At 35.8% G+C, this 15,057-nt stretch carries 13 protein-coding genes and 1 pseudogene; 6 read left to right on the forward strand and 8 right to left on the reverse strand.

Annotated elements, in window-relative coordinates; translation table 11 throughout:
• Positions 1-193: 193 nt before the first annotated feature.
• Positions 194-1,048, reverse strand: a complete 855-nt coding sequence (locus ACK1U5_RS12720; RefSeq protein ID WP_000281260.1) for a CvfB family protein — start codon at positions 1,046-1,048, stop codon at positions 194-196.
• 230 nt (positions 1,049-1,278) lie between these two features.
• Between ACK1U5_RS12720 and ACK1U5_RS12725 the strand changes: the two genes are divergently transcribed.
• Positions 1,279-1,770 (forward strand): YajQ family cyclic di-GMP-binding protein, encoded by a 492-nt coding sequence (locus ACK1U5_RS12725; RefSeq protein WP_001040149.1) that lies wholly within the window; start codon positions 1,279-1,281, stop codon positions 1,768-1,770.
• Positions 1,771-2,632: 862 nt separating this feature from the next.
• Here the strand turns inward: ACK1U5_RS12725 and ACK1U5_RS12730 are convergent.
• Positions 2,633-2,851: pseudogene (locus tag ACK1U5_RS12730) on the reverse strand (hypothetical protein); the annotation flags it as partial.
• A 394-nt stretch (positions 2,852-3,245) separates the two neighbouring features.
• The gene (locus ACK1U5_RS12735; protein WP_069605199.1) at positions 3,246-4,547 is read right to left on the reverse strand and encodes an alpha-amylase family glycosyl hydrolase; all 1,302 of its coding nucleotides are present in this window, start codon (positions 4,545-4,547) and stop codon (positions 3,246-3,248) included.
• A 213-nt stretch (positions 4,548-4,760) separates the two neighbouring features.
• Here ACK1U5_RS12735 and ACK1U5_RS12740 point away from each other — a divergent pair, with 213 nt between their 5' ends.
• A complete protein-coding gene (locus ACK1U5_RS12740; RefSeq protein ID WP_050964580.1) occupies positions 4,761-5,993 on the forward strand; it encodes an ammonium transporter in 1,233 nt (410 codons plus the stop codon).
• 182 nt (positions 5,994-6,175) lie between these two features.
• On the opposite strand, the gene katB is transcribed toward ACK1U5_RS12740, so the two are convergent.
• The 3 genes from katB to asnB all read right to left on the reverse strand — a co-directional run bounded on the left by katB (position 6,176) and on the right by asnB (position 10,695).
• Entirely contained in the window at positions 6,176-7,642 is a 1,467-nt protein-coding gene (gene katB / locus ACK1U5_RS12745) for a catalase KatB (protein ID WP_048568225.1), read from the reverse strand.
• Between the two features lie 59 nt (positions 7,643-7,701).
• Entirely contained in the window at positions 7,702-8,661 is a 960-nt protein-coding gene (hemH, locus tag ACK1U5_RS12750; protein ID WP_000163131.1) for a ferrochelatase, read from the reverse strand.
• A gap of 186 nt (positions 8,662-8,847) precedes the next feature.
• Positions 8,848-10,695, reverse strand: coding sequence for an asparagine synthase (glutamine-hydrolyzing) (asnB, locus tag ACK1U5_RS12755; RefSeq protein WP_000334004.1), 1,848 nt, complete (start codon positions 10,693-10,695; stop codon positions 8,848-8,850).
• 238 nt (positions 10,696-10,933) lie between these two features.
• On the opposite strand from asnB, the gene ACK1U5_RS12760 reads away from it, so the two are divergent.
• Positions 10,934-11,488 (forward strand): DUF2777 domain-containing protein, encoded by a 555-nt coding sequence (locus ACK1U5_RS12760; protein ID WP_000616049.1) that lies wholly within the window; start codon positions 10,934-10,936, stop codon positions 11,486-11,488.
• Between the two features lie 54 nt (positions 11,489-11,542).
• On the opposite strand, the gene ACK1U5_RS12765 is transcribed toward ACK1U5_RS12760, so the two are convergent.
• Positions 11,543-11,911, reverse strand: coding sequence for a YisL family protein (locus ACK1U5_RS12765; RefSeq protein ID WP_000233495.1), 369 nt, complete (start codon positions 11,909-11,911; stop codon positions 11,543-11,545).
• Positions 11,912-12,061: 150 nt separating this feature from the next.
• Here ACK1U5_RS12765 and rocD point away from each other — a divergent pair, with 150 nt between their 5' ends.
• Both rocD and ACK1U5_RS12775 read left to right on the forward strand, forming a co-directional pair.
• A complete protein-coding gene (gene rocD / locus ACK1U5_RS12770) occupies positions 12,062-13,252 on the forward strand; it encodes an ornithine aminotransferase (RefSeq protein ID WP_000616658.1) in 1,191 nt (396 codons plus the stop codon).
• A gap of 109 nt (positions 13,253-13,361) precedes the next feature.
• Positions 13,362-13,646: a hypothetical protein gene (locus ACK1U5_RS12775; RefSeq protein ID WP_000926864.1), complete on the forward strand. Its 285-nt coding sequence runs from the start codon at positions 13,362-13,364 to the stop codon at positions 13,644-13,646.
• Positions 13,647-13,681: 35 nt separating this feature from the next.
• Here ACK1U5_RS12775 and ACK1U5_RS12780 read toward each other — a convergent pair whose 3' ends face one another.
• Complete coding sequence (locus tag ACK1U5_RS12780; protein WP_175423934.1) at positions 13,682-14,581, reverse strand: fumarylacetoacetate hydrolase family protein; 900 nt, start codon at positions 14,579-14,581, stop codon at positions 13,682-13,684.
• 246 nt (positions 14,582-14,827) lie between these two features.
• Here ACK1U5_RS12780 and ACK1U5_RS12785 point away from each other — a divergent pair, with 246 nt between their 5' ends.
• A complete protein-coding gene (locus tag ACK1U5_RS12785; RefSeq protein WP_000462845.1) occupies positions 14,828-15,007 on the forward strand; it encodes an aspartyl-phosphate phosphatase Spo0E family protein in 180 nt (59 codons plus the stop codon).
• Positions 15,008-15,057 lie beyond the last annotated feature (50 nt).

Here is a 15,057-nt window from a genome sequence, read left to right on the forward strand (position 1 = left end):
TGACATTTTTTCTAAAAATGTATATTTTCTGACTATTTACCATTTTATATTCCTTTTTCCTTATAAATACAGTAAAATATTTGTAGATTAAACGTTTTATTACACCTTATTTACTTTTTATCTACTTTATAATAAAAAAGAACTATCTCTTCTCTAAAAAATTCAGAGAAAGAATAGTTCTTTTTCATACACCTTATTTCTTAAAGTAAGTCCAACCTTCTTCTTGGTAAACCTTTTCTTCTTTCATCAACTTACCAAGTGCGCGCTTAAATGCAGCTTTACTCATGTTAAAGCGTTCTTTAATATCTTCTGGATGGCTCTTATCCCAAAACGGCATTGCTCCGCCTCGTTCTTCCATATATGCATAAATTACTGCAGCATCATCTTCCATTCCTTCTTCTTTACGAGGAAGAAGTGAAATGTTAATTGTACCGTCATCTTTTACGTCAATAATACGGCCCGTTACACGCTGACCGATGCGGACTTGTTCTTTTCTTTCTGTATGGTGTAGGAAAGCACGGAAATGCTCATCCGTTAGTATGAATGAACCAACTTGAAGTGAACGATATACACGTCCGTTTACGTTTTTATTACGCATAGATGGCGTTGCATCTACGATAATTTCTTGCATATCACTGTCTCTTGCCGGAAGAGCAATTAAACGATCACGATTCGTTAATTTTAACGTACAATATAATTCGTCGCCTACTTCTGGCCATACCGGCATATAAATCGGGAACTCATCAGCTGGAATTAGTATATCTTTTGACACACCAATATCAACAAACACACCTAAACTAGGAATAACTTCTACAACCTTTACCCAGTTCCAATCATAAGTTGTAATAATTGGTTCCTTCATTGTTGCTGAAATACGATTTTGGTGATCAAGGTACAAGAATACATCAATCGTATCACCTTCTTCAATTTCTCCAGCCACTTCGTTTTTATGTAGGAAAATTTCTTCTTCTTCATTCCCAACCATATATCCGATTTCCGTTTCGCGTAAAACAGTTACCTGTTCAATCGATCCTATTTGCAAATACATATTTTTTAATTCCCTTCTATATATATAAAATTATCTTTTTTATCATTCCAAACAAAAGTTAATTATAACATGATTTTTCCTATATTTGTCCAACTGCCCAAAATTCACTATAATAAAATGAGGTTACATGAATATAAATACGAAAACACTTAAGTCTAGACTCGTTTTCAGCTATACTTTAGTATGTACAGTACATAAAAAGATTAGAAATTTATTTGGAGGTGCTAACTATGGCAAAAGATAGTTCTTTTGACATCGTTTCGAAAGTAGAATTACCTGAAGTAACAAACGCAATTAATATCGCATTAAAAGAAATCCAAAACCGATATGACTTTAAAGGAAGTAAAAGTGATATTAAATTAGAAAAAGAAGTACTTGTTTTAACTTCTGATGACGAGTTTAAATTAGAGCAAGTAAAAGACGTTCTTATCTCTAAACTTGTAAAACGTAACGTTCCAATTAAGAACTTAGATTACGGAAAAGTTGAAGCTGCAACTGGCAACACTGTTCGCCAACGCGCAACACTTCAACAAGGTATCGATAAAGATAACGCGAAAAAAATTAACAACATCATTAAAGAAATGAAATTAAAAGTAAAAACACAAGTACAAGATGATCAAGTACGTGTTACAGCAAAAAGCCGTGATGACTTACAAGCAGTAATCGCAGCTGTTCGTAGCGCTGATTTACCAATCGACGTACAGTTCATTAACTACCGCTAAAAAGAAAACTCCTCTTAATTAGAGGAGTTTTCTTTTTTGTCTTGTAGAGACAATATTACGAGAACAAACTATAGAAAAAGGTATATGCGGTGAAAATTGCTAAGTGAACAGGGTCTAACCATACGCATACTTTACAAGTGACCGTATGATTAAACTAGGCCTTATTGTAGAATTTGTTTTATACATGTATTTAGCAGACCTTATTGAAAATAAGAAAAAGACACCTCAAGACGTTTCCCCCTTCGATTTGAATTACTTTTCTTAGTAACTACACCCTAGACCAAAGTCATCTTAAAAATCGCTGTAACTCATAATTCCTCCCCCCGCCAAAACGTAACAATTTATGAGTATAAGAATATTTCCCAACCTTTAATGTATTGTAAAATTAATAAGGAACTTAAAAAATGTTAATTAAAAAAGAGTTAGAAGTGGTTATATGAAGAAATTAATACTATGGTTTTTATTGGCCACATTCTCCCTAAATACTGTAGGATGTTCTAATAATGCGAATTCACTAACGGATAAGTCTAACTGTATCAACAAAGCTTGGTACAAAAAAACTATGTCATGTAATCATTTAAAAAAACATTAAATAGTTAATGATAAAAGTCATAAAAAAAGACACCTCAAAGTGCCTTCCTCCGACTTGAACCATCTTAATTTTAATTATATTTGGATGGAGTTAAAAAGAAGCATAAATGGTTAATAAAGATGCAGACTTCAAAATAAAAAGTAAACTAAGTAAACTCTTATTCAAAAATTTATATTAAACACTAATATTTTAAAAGAAAGTTTATAAGTTTAGAACCTACAGGGATTTTCCCTGTAGGTTCTATTATATTTCAAGTAATCCCCAAATGAATTATGAGTGGCTTTTTTCATTTTGGTTTTCAAAATATTTTTCTTTAACCATTTTTATCAGATTTTCTTTTTCTGTTAGTTCAAATATAAATAATGCTTTTTTCATGTTATTTGCAATATCTTCTTCATTCTGTTGTTTAAATCTTAATAAATTCCATCCCTTTAAATAGTAAAGTTCACCTAATAAGTATAAAGTATTTAGATTAATAGCTAATTTGACTTTGTGAACATATTCCATGACATAATTCGGATTGTGATATATTTTTTTTAATTCTAAGCTCTTTAATGGTAATACCCAAATCGTAAAATTCCATTTTCCACCTACTATTTAGCACTGTATTAGTATAAGAGTATTCTCTAACTTTTAATGTAATGTAAAATTAATATAGTTACAATTATTGATTGTTTCAAAGATTCTTCCCTATCGGTGCTAACACAAAAAACAGGTTAGGAAGAACATCCCCTTCCTAACCTGGCCCTCCTCTCACTAGGGACGTTTTCATTCTCACATCGTTTCTCTTAAGAAATTTCATATCAACAGAATAAATACTATCGCGCCACCGAACAAACTTACATATACAATAAGAAGACATGAACATAGAGCCAGCAACTTCTCATCTACGCTTCCTTTTAACTGCAATTAAAAACGCAATAAATAATACATTCACCCCAACGATTAAGGAGATAAATAACCAATTCACACCTGTTTCTCCGTTAACTTTATACACGTTTGATTCTTCACGCTTTAAAACGAGATAAAATTTTCCGTTTTCCTCTCTTATAATTTCATCCTGCAACAATCCTCTTAACTCTTGTTTTTCACCAATTACACTTGCAGGTAAGGAGACTTTTTGTGTTTCTTTCGTATTATTAATTGCTACTAAAGTTACTTCATCTTTATATTTTCGTTTTAGTATGCTCATTCCGCTCTTATCATACAGAAGCTCAAACGTACCGCGTCGTAAAGACGGTCTCGCTTGCCTAAGTTCACCTAGTTTTGCTATGTGTTGCATAAACTTTTCGTCTGACTTAAAATCCATTAATCGTCTATTATCGGGTACACTTCCTCCATCTAATGCAATTTCAGTTCCGTAATAAAAATTCGGAATTCCAGGTGATGTTAACAAATAAGTAAGCGCCAGTTTTAAACGTGATGGCGGATAATACATATTTTCTTTTGCAATACGCGCATATCTTTTTGTTTCTTGATTATCTAAGAACGTAACAAATTCTCCTTCTTTTTTACTCACATCGTATAACGATTTCACCGATACATCTGCTTTGGAAAACGATTCTACTATTTTTTCGTTGTATTCGCTATCCTCCTTTGTCATAATACGAAAATCTTTCTTTATCACTTGCATATCTTTTTGCACGTTATCCCAAAAGGAACGCGGCTTTTTTTCACTATGTATAACATAGCTTCCGTCTAAATCAACTTCTTTTATCCACCATTTCATTGCATCAATTACCTGTCGTTCGTTTTCTCCAAGTGGAAATTGAAATACAACTTTCATTCCTTTTGCATGAACTTCTTTTACAAGTTCTTTCACATCATTGTCTGTCCCGAAATGTTCATTTACCTTTTTAAAATTTCGCACGTCTAATCCATCGTACTTTCCACTTTCAAAAAGTGGCGAAAGCATAACGGTAGTAAAACCCATTTCTTTTATGTAATCCAACCTTTTTATAATTCCTCTTATATCCCCGCCTTGATACCCTTCTAAATTACCAACTTCTAATTGTTTGTCATTTTTCGGTTCTCCATTATTGAAGCGATCAATCATAATGGAGTATATAACTTCATCTTTCCACTCTCTTTTTTCGTCTGCAAAAGTATGTATTGGTACAAACAAAACAAAAGCTAAGCAAAAACAAATGAATAGTTTCCTAGTCCGTATTTTTCCCACACGCATCCCCCAAGTTTTTTAATTGTAAGAATATTATACCAATTATCCGAACGAAACGCATATGTCGATTTTAATCCTCACAAAATAATTTATGTTAGATTTCCTGACATCAAGTATATAATTTTCTGAATTTTTAGTTGATTTTTAGTTTAATTTCGAATATGATATGAAACATAACAAAACGATGTTGTTTTTTCTAACATCATAGGAGGAGAGCTCATGAATATGGGAGATACAGTTTTTATGTTTGTGACGACAGTAATGGTCATGTTGATGACACCAGGATTGGCACTTTTTTATGGAGGTATGGTTCGCAGCAAAAATGTACTCAGTACAACGATGCATAGTTATAGTGCAATGGCTATCGTTTCGATTCAATGGATTGTTATCGGCTATTCTTTATCATTCGGACCAGATTGGCACGGGCTTATCGGTACACTTGATTGGTTCGGTCTAAACGGAGTTACCTACGCACCAAATCCAGACTACTCATCTACTATTCCTCACAATTTATTCATGATGTTTCAACTCATGTTCGCCATTTTAACTCCAGCTTTAATTTCAGGTGCATTTGCTGAAAGAATGCGATTTTCTGCCTTTCTTATTTTTATCCTTCTATGGACAACGATCGTTTACAATCCTGTCGCTCATTGGGTATGGGGCGTCGGCGGTTGGCTAAGGGAACTTGGTGCACTAGACTTCGCTGGCGGAAACGTCGTTCACATCACTTCCGGAGTTGCTGGTCTTGTATTAGCTATTTTCCTTGGAAAACGAAAAAACATAAATGGTTCTTCTCCTCATCATTTGCCATTTACAATGTTAGGCGCAGGCTTATTATGGTTTGGCTGGTTCGGTTTTAACGTCGGAAGCGCATTATCTTTAAATGATGTAGCTTTAACTGCATTTATTAATACAAATATAGCTGCTGCTGCCTCAGCATTAACTTGGATGCTTTCAGAGTGGTTCTTCCAATCAAAACCGACTGCGATGGGAGCTGCTTGTGGCGCCGTTTCCGGTCTAGTCGCTATTACACCAGCTTGCGGGTTCGTTACACCTTTCTCAGCTCTTCTTATCGGAGCAATTGGTGGTATATTATGCTTTGGCGCCGTTTTCTTCTTAAAAACAAAATTCGGTTATGACGATACACTTGATGCCTTTGGATGCCACGGCATCGGAGGAACTTGGGGCGGTATTGCAACAGGACTATTTGCAACTACTGCCGTAAACGGCGATGGCGCTAACGGATTATTTTACGGAAACGCCTCGCTGCTGTTGAAACAACTTGTAGCGATCGGCGCAACATATGCGTTCACAATTATAATGACGTATGCCATTATTAAAGCAATCAACTTCTTCCTCCCTGTCCGGGTAGATGAGCACGAGGAACATATGGGACTTGATATTTCGATGCATGGTGAGAAAGCTTATGAACATGCAGAGCGAGCAAACTAAAAAAGAGATGCAATCTATCGATAGTAGATTGCATCTCTTTTTAATATACTGTCAGGAATATATCGACGCTCCGACACAGGATATATATTTACCAATAAATTCCAAAATGAAGAAGATGAAAAATACCCCGGCATAAATTTACACACAAAAAAGACGACCGAAGCCCGGTCGTCTTTTCCTATTTATTTCGGAGCATTTCCTACATATTGCGTAATATCAACATTTAATGCCTGCGCTAAACGCATACCGTATTCTTGATCTGCACGGAAGAAGTTACAAACAGCTAATAATTTTGTGCGTTCATTTACGTCTTTTAGATCATTTGTTAAGTTTGCAATTAAGTTATCTTGCTCTTCTTTAGAGAATGAACGGTAACGCTCACCTGCTTGTTTGAAGTCATTTGGTTTCTCAATTTTTTCACGAGATACATAGCCTTCTACTTTCATAGTTGAATCGCGGTAAGCTTTGTCTTCAACTGGATTCTCTGCATGACGACTCGGTTCGTAGTTGATTGTAGATGGGTTTTGATTCACTTGCATCGCACCATCACGTTGTTGATTATGAACAGCTGCGTATGGGCAGTTTACAGGAATTTGTAAGTAATTTGCACCAAGACGATAACGCTGTGTATCTGGGTAAGAGAATAAACGACCTTGTAATAATTTATCTTCCGATGGCTCAATACCATTTACAGTTGCACTTGGAGAGAACGCTACTTGCTCTACTTCTGCAAAGAAGTTTTTCGGATTACGATTTAACGTCATTGTCCCTACTTCCATTAATGGGAAGCGTTCTTCTGGCCATACTTTCGTTGGATCTAGTGGATCAAAGTCTAAAGAGTCCATTTCATCTAATTGCATAACTTGTACGTGTAAATCCCATTTTGGGTAATTTCCTTTTTCGATTGCATCGAACAAGTCACGAGTTGCATGATTGAAGTCTTTCCCTTGTACTTCTTGCACTTCTTTCGCATTTAAGTTACGTACACCTTGCTGTGGTTTCCAGTGGTATTTAATATAAACAATTTTACCTTCTTCATTAATCCATTTAAATGAATGGACGCCGAAACCTTCCATTTCACGATAGCTTGCTGGTGTACCGTAATCAGAAAATACCCATGTCATCATATGTGTAGATTCTGGACTTAACGTCATGAAATCCCAATAACGATCTGGCGTTTGAATATTCGTATCAGGTGCTGGTTTTAAGGAATGTACCATATCAGGGAATTTAATTGCATCACGAATGAAGAAAACTGGTAAATGATTACCTACGATATCGTAGTTTCCTTCTTCTGTATAAAATTTAACAGCAAACCCACGTGGGTCACGTGCTGTTTCAGGAGAACCTTGACCATGAATAACCGTTGAAAAACGAACAAATACAGGCGTTTCAGTTCCTTCATTTTGTAAAAATGCTGCTTTCGTATATTGCTTCATACTATTTTTCGTTACGAATACACCGTGAGCACCTGCACCACGTGCATGCACAACACGCTCCGGAATACGTTCACGATCAAAGTGCGCAAGTTTTTCTACTAAATGATAGTCTTCTAATAATACTGGTCCACGACGACCAGCTGTACGAGAATTTTGGTTGTCTCCAACTGGAGCACCTTGGTTTGTTGTTAAGCGATTATTTGGATTCATCTAGGGGGATCCTCCTCTTTCTTTCATAGTAATAATTATTTATTTAAAATTATTATAAATTAATTATTATTCAAAACTAAATCTTTGTCAACTATTTCCTTCACTTTTTTGGAAACAATTTCAGCCAAACAGTCGATAAATGCAGATTGTGCATTCGGCATATTTGGTCTGAAATATTTGGCATTTAATTCATCCGTTACAACTTTACATTCATAATCGTTGTCATATAAAACTTCTAAATGCTCCGCTACAAAACCAACTGGGCAATATACGAAAGATTCGTACCCATGCTCTTCATATAAATCTTTCGTTAAATCTTGCACATCTGGACCAATCCACGGATCTGGAGTATTCCCAGCACTTTGCCAACCGATTGTATAGTTTTGAATATTTGCAGCTTCTGCAATTAAATCTGCCGTATGCTTTAGTTGTTCTACATATGGGTCTCCTGCTGCAATAATTTTTTCTGGCAAACTATGCGCTGAAAAAATTACGACTGCTTTCTCTTTATTATCAATTTCTGTAAACATCTCTTTTATTTGGTCTGCCCAATACGAAATAAATTTCGGTTCATCATACCATTGTTCAATTGGTTCAATAACAGGACCACCGATTTCTTTTGAAAGACGAATAGCACGGTCATTATACGCTTTAATGCTAAATGTAGAGTAATGCGGCGCTAATACGATACTAATCGCTTGCTCGATCCCATCACGCTTCATTTCTTCTACAGCATCTTCTATAAATGGTGCAATATGTTTTAAACCTAAGTAACAAGTAAATTCATACTCTGTAAATATGTTATTCATTGAATCTGTTAATTTATGCGCCTGTTCTTTCGTAATTTTTGCAAGCGGTGAAATTCCACCAATCGCTTTATAGCGCCCAATTAAATCTTCAAGCGCTTCTTCTGATGGCGTACGCCCGTGACGGATATGTGTATAATATGCCTCTACATCGTCTAATGATTCTGGTGTTCCATACGCCATTACGAGTAAACCTATTCTTTTCTTTGTCATCTATCTAACACCTCAATTTTATAAATGAGAATCTTTTTCAGAACGTTTGTTTCCAATTATAACAAGTAATAATAAGTACGTCAAAATAATAATTCTAATTAAGTATTATTTATAAGGTGATTTTGAATTTTATATGACAATTTCTTTAATAAAAAGCGACTTACATAATTGTAAGCCGCTTTTCCCTTATTCCTTAATATTTACCCCATATTCTTTAAACCAAACATGAATTTGTGCTAAATGAGCTAAAAGCTGTGGCCCAGTCATCAATTGACCAAACCATGGTGTTTGAAATGCACTGCCGCCAGACTGAATCAATCCGCTCAACTGCTCTTTATCAAACAGTTCGTGTAAAATTGAACCTTTATCCGTTAATAGATTTTGAAGCCATACTGTTACTGCGTTTGTATAGTGTGGATTGTGCGTTTTCGGATACGGACTCTTCTTTCTATATAAGATGTCATGCGGAAGTACATCTTCTAACGCTTTACGTAATAGACCTTTTTCGCGGTTTTTATACATTTTCATTTCCCAAGGAATATTCCACGCATATTCGACAAGACGATGATCTGCAAATGGAACACGTACTTCTAAACTTGCCCCCATACTCATGCGGTCTTTTCTGTCTAATAATGTTGTCATAAACCATACCATATTTAAATAAAATAATTGGCGTCTTTTTGCTTCTAGCGGACTTTCCCCCTCTAAAATAGGAACTTCTTGAATCGACTCTTCATAACGCCTTTGTACATATTGTTGTAAATTTAATTTATTTCTCCATTCTTTTTTTAGAAGTTGTTCACGTGCCTCTGTAGAACGCATCCATGGAAATGCACTCGATTGTAAATCATCTTCTCTATAAAACCACGGATATCCACCAAATATTTCATCTGCACATTCTCCAGATAAGCCAACGACAAAATCTTGTTTAATTTCTCGGCAAAACCATAATAATGACGAATCGATATCTGCCATACCAGGCAAATCACGAACAAGTACTGCTTCAGTTAAATACTCTGCTAATTTTTCATTCGAAATGACGCAGCGATGATGGGTTGTTTGAAATGTCTCAGTCATTAAATTAATAAACGGAGCATCTGAATTTGGCTGGAATGCATTTGCTTTAAAGTATTTGTCATTATCTTCGTAATCAATAGAATACGTGTGTAATTGCCCTTTTCCCGATCTCTCATATTCTTTCGCTGCAATAGCTGTAATAGCGCTCGAATCTACACCACCTGATAAAAAAGTACATAGTGGTACATCAGAAACAAGCTGTCTTGTAATAGCATCTTGTAATAAAAAGCGCGTTTTCTCTACTGTTTCTTCAAAAGAGTCTTCATGTTTTTTACTTTCTACATTCCAATATCTCCATATACATAAACCGTTCTTTGAAAATGTCATCGCATGACCTGGACGTAATTCTTTTATACCAGCATAAATACCGTGGCCAGGCGTTCTTGACGGTCCGAGTCCGAATATTTCTGATAACCCTTCTAATGTTACTTCCGCCTTCACATCTGGATGCGACAATATCGCTTTTAACTCCGAACCAAATAATAAGCGTCCGCTATCATATTTATAAAAAAGTGGCTTTACACCTAATCGATCTCTCGCAATAAATACTTGTTCTTTCTGTTCGTCCCATACTGCAAACGCATATATACCGTTTAAATGATCGACACATTCTTCTTTCCATTCAATATAAGAAGCTAATAATACTTCTGTATCAGAATGACCTTTGAACGTATACCCTCTTCTTAATAATTCCTTTCGAATGTCTTCTGTGTTATAAAGTTCACCGTTATAGCAAATGGCATAATTCGTTTCATCTTTTAAACAAGTCATCGGTTGTTTCCCCCCCTCAGGATCAACAACAATTAACCGTTTATGCCCAAATGCGACATTTCCTTTAATCCAAACTTTATTATCATCCGGCCCCCGCTTCGCTAACGTCTCAGCCATCTTCGTAACGACATCTCTTTCTCCTTCTAATGAGCGTTTATAATCCACCCATCCTGTAATCCCGCACATATAAATCATCCTTCCATCTTATTTCTTTTCTTGAACGTGCAGTAATCCCCACCCTAAGAGTGCGGATTAAAAAATGAAAAACTTGACGATAACCTACTATCCACATATGGAATAGCATTCTCACTCAGTAAAACGTGTTTTATTGTATGCCCACCTATGTCTAGATGTGTCTAGTTATAAAGAATGCACGAACTGTCTATAACAGGAATAACTACTTTTCATAAAGGAGAAATCGTATATGATACAACGTAAACATATTTTATATAACCAGCCCCGTGCTCATACAGTCGGTAATGTAGAATATATAAACAATGAATGGGTATTCTTTGATGATGAAAATGATGAAGCGTTTCTATTAGAAGATATTGCCGAAGATGGGTTTGAAATTTTGTATAATAACAATTGGTTACCAGCCCGTTTCTATGAACAAGATGTATTACAAATCGCCAACGAGCAACACCATTTGCAAAATGGTGAAATGGTACGTATTCGAAAAAAGTTACTTCTTAGCTATAATGAATGGCTCGAGGAATTACCTGACTCTGTCTTCACATTATTAACCGAATCATTGCAATCACTTCACTACTCTTTATATGATTGCATGTATTGTCATAATTATTTATCTTTCTTACCGAAAGAGGAGTCACGCGAAGGAGTAAATATTCTTTTGTTTGATAACGACGAAATGATCTGTACACTGCAGCACCATTTCGTCCGTCACACTACGTCAAATAAAAATATGTTCCGTTTTACGAAAGTAAATGGAGAAGAGTTGCATATCGATGCGACATAAAATAAAAAACCACCTTATCTCCCAAGTCTTTGAGATTATAAGGTGGTTTTATTTTTATTTGAATACGTACCAGCCAAGTGGCAATTTCAGTCCTAAGTATAATACTGCTACTAGCGCAACAATAAATAAGCCCCAAACCGCCCCTGTTGGTTTGTTTTTGCTCATTTTCACAAGAACCATTTCCATTCCGCCGATAACTAAAATACCAGCTAACATTTTCAGGCCGTACCACATGTGCATGCTACCTGTTGCTGTCTTCACAATACTCATGTACAACATGAAGCCTGTCACAATAATGATGATATACATTAGGCGAAGCCCCATATGTACACCCTTACCTTTTCTTCCTGCTGAATAAAGTGAATACGCAACGAAGAATAAAATTAAACCTAACGCCCATGCTGTAATATGCATATGTACCATCGTATCCCTTACCTCCTCTTTTCACACTTTTTCACTCTATATGATAACATGTTCATTTATTTTCAGGAAATGTTTCGCTTTTTTACATTTAAATGCTATAATATTTAGAGTATTTACAAACTTCTTGTAATAACAAAAGGGGGAACAATCATGATTCAAACTAAGGATATTATCGAACTTACAGACACATACGGAGCAAATAACTATCACCCACTTCCAATCGTTATTTCTAAAGCAGAAGGTGTTTGGGTAGAAGATCCTGAAGGAAACCGCTATATGGACTTATTAAGTGCATATTCTGCAGTAAACCAAGGTCATCGTCACCCGAAAATTATTAACGCTTTAATTGACCAAGCTAATCGTGTTACGTTAACTTCTCGTGCTTTCCATAGCGATCAATTAGGTCCTTGGTACGAAAAAGTTGCGAAACTAACTAATAAAGAAATGGTACTTCCAATGAATACAGGTGCTGAAGCTGTTGAAACTGCAATTAAAACAGTTCGTCGCTGGGCTTACGATGTGAAGAAAGTAGAAGCAAACCGCGCTGAAATCATCGTTTGTGAAGATAACTTCCACGGACGTACAATGGGTTCTGTTTCTATGTCTTCAAACGAAGAGTACAAGCGTGGATTCGGTCCAATGCTTCCTGGCATCGTTGTAATTCCTTACGGTGATTTAGAAGCATTAAAAGCCGCAATTACACCAAACACAGCAGCATTCATTTTAGAGCCAATTCAAGGTGAAGCAGGAATTAACATCCCACCAGCTGGTTACTTAAAAGAAGCTTTTGAAGTATGTAAAAAAGAAAACGTTTTATTTGTAGCAGATGAAATCCAAACTGGCTTAGGCCGTACTGGTAAAGTATTTGCTTGTGACTGGGACAATGTAACTCCTGACATGTACATACTTGGTAAAGCACTTGGCGGCGGCGTATTCCCAATCTCTTGCGTAGCAGCAAACCGCGACATTTTAGGCGTATTCGAGCCAGGTTCTCACGGTTCTACATTCGGTGGTAACCCACTTGCATGTGCTGTTTCTATCGCAGCTCTTGAAGTGTTAGAAGAAGAAAAATTAACAGAGCGTTCTCTTCAATTAGGTGAAAAATTAGTTGGACAATTAAAAGAGATTGATAACCCAATGATCACTGAAGTTCGCGGTAAAGGTTTATTCATCGGTATCGAATTAAACGAACCAGCTCGTCCTTACTGTGAACAACTAAAAGCAGCTGGTCTACTATGTAAAGAAACACATGAAAACGTAATTCGTATCGCACCACCTCTAGTAATCTCTGAAGAAGATTTAGAGTGGGCATTCCAAAAAATTAAAGCTGTATTATCGTAATGATAGAGAGGTTGTCCGACATGTTGGGACAACCTCTTTCTTTTTATATTCATTTACATTAAGATATTTTGTAATTTTCTGTATTTTTAAATCGTAAAGGAGGTGCGATATGCTATTAAGATATGGTAAACATATTAACTATTTAGCTACATCTTTTATTTTAGTTACATTCTTTGGCTTCCTACTTTCCACAACATGGCTTACTCACTACTCAACTCCTACTACATTCACACTACTGAAAGCATCATTTTGGACTGCTGTTATTCTTACTATCATTGGTTTTGGACGAGAAAAAAGCGCACTTACGGTTATACTATTTGGCATTTGTACACTTGCATTCATTGGTCTTTACACTTTTTCCGTTATTGATTACCTCTATAACCCAAGGCCATAAAAAAGAGCTATCTTTTAACAAGATAGCTCTTTTCTTCACTTCACTACATTTCGCAAAGTACCAATTCCTTCTACTGTAATAACCACTTCATCACCAGCATGTAAAAACTTCGGTGGTGTGAAAGCTTTTCCGACACCAGCCGGGGTTCCTGTTGCGATAATATCGCCTGGTTCTAAAGTCATTCCTTTACTTATCGTTGAAATAATTTCTTCTATTGAAAAAATCATTTTATTTGTGTTGGAAGTTTGCCTTACTTCTCCATTTACTACCGTTTCAATGTGTAATGCATTCGGCGCATTAACCACCGATTTATGAATTAAATACGGTCCCATCGGACAAAATGTATCGAAGCTTTTCCCAAGGAAAAACTGTTTATGTTTTCTTTGAATGTCTCGAGCTGTTACATCATTTATAATCGTATAACCAAAAACATGCTCAAGCGCTTTTTCTTTTTTTATTTGCTTCCCTCGCTTACCAATAATGATAGCTAATTCTCCTTCGTAATCTAGTTCGTCCGTTGCATGAGGGTGACCATTAATTTGCTCATTTATGCCAATAACTGTTGTTGGTGCTTTCGTAAAAATCATTATATTTTCTGGAATAGACTCTATTCCGCCCATTTCTATGGCATGCTCACGATAGTTTTTTCCAACGCACAAAATATTCTTTCTTGGCCTTGGAATCGGTGCTAATATTTTCACCTCTGTTAACGGATAATACGCCGCTTCCCCGTTCTCTTTTGCCCAATTTACAATTTCACATACTTTCTCAAAGCATTCAGTTCCTCTTTCAATACACTCTAACATTGTAATAGGGATTGTAACCTTTTCCCCTTTTTGTCTTTGCGCTTCTCTTAAGTGTAATACCTTTTTTTCTTCTTCATCCACAATACCTACAAATACCTTTTCTTCTTTCTTCGCCGTTACAAAACGCAATATTTCCACTCTCCATCCTAAAACTCATGCCCTTTAATTGTATTCGCATCCGTAAGAAAAAAACCTTCTCATACACGCTAATTTTTACAATATTCTTCTCATACCCTATTCGTTACGCCTTTATATTTGGCATAAAATGTAGAAATTTTACTTTTTTTAGCGAAGGTATTTCTTTTTTATGGAGTTTTTGTATAATATGTACTACATATATACTAAAAATTTCATTTAGAGATGGAGCCGATTTCAATGTTTGAGCAAGCGATTGAAAAAAAACGTGAAAAAATGATTTATTTTGCTGAACGCTATGGAATGACTTCTCAAAAAACAGTGGATTGTAGCCAAGAACTGGACAGGCTCTTAAATGTAATTTGGCATGTACATACGGATTTTCACCCAAATCAAACACTCGACACACACACGCAATAGCGTGTGTGTGTCTTTTATTTCAAAAAAACACACATTTTATTGAAAACGCC

The sequence above is a fragment of the Bacillus sp. XB1 genome, from assembly GCF_053557995.1.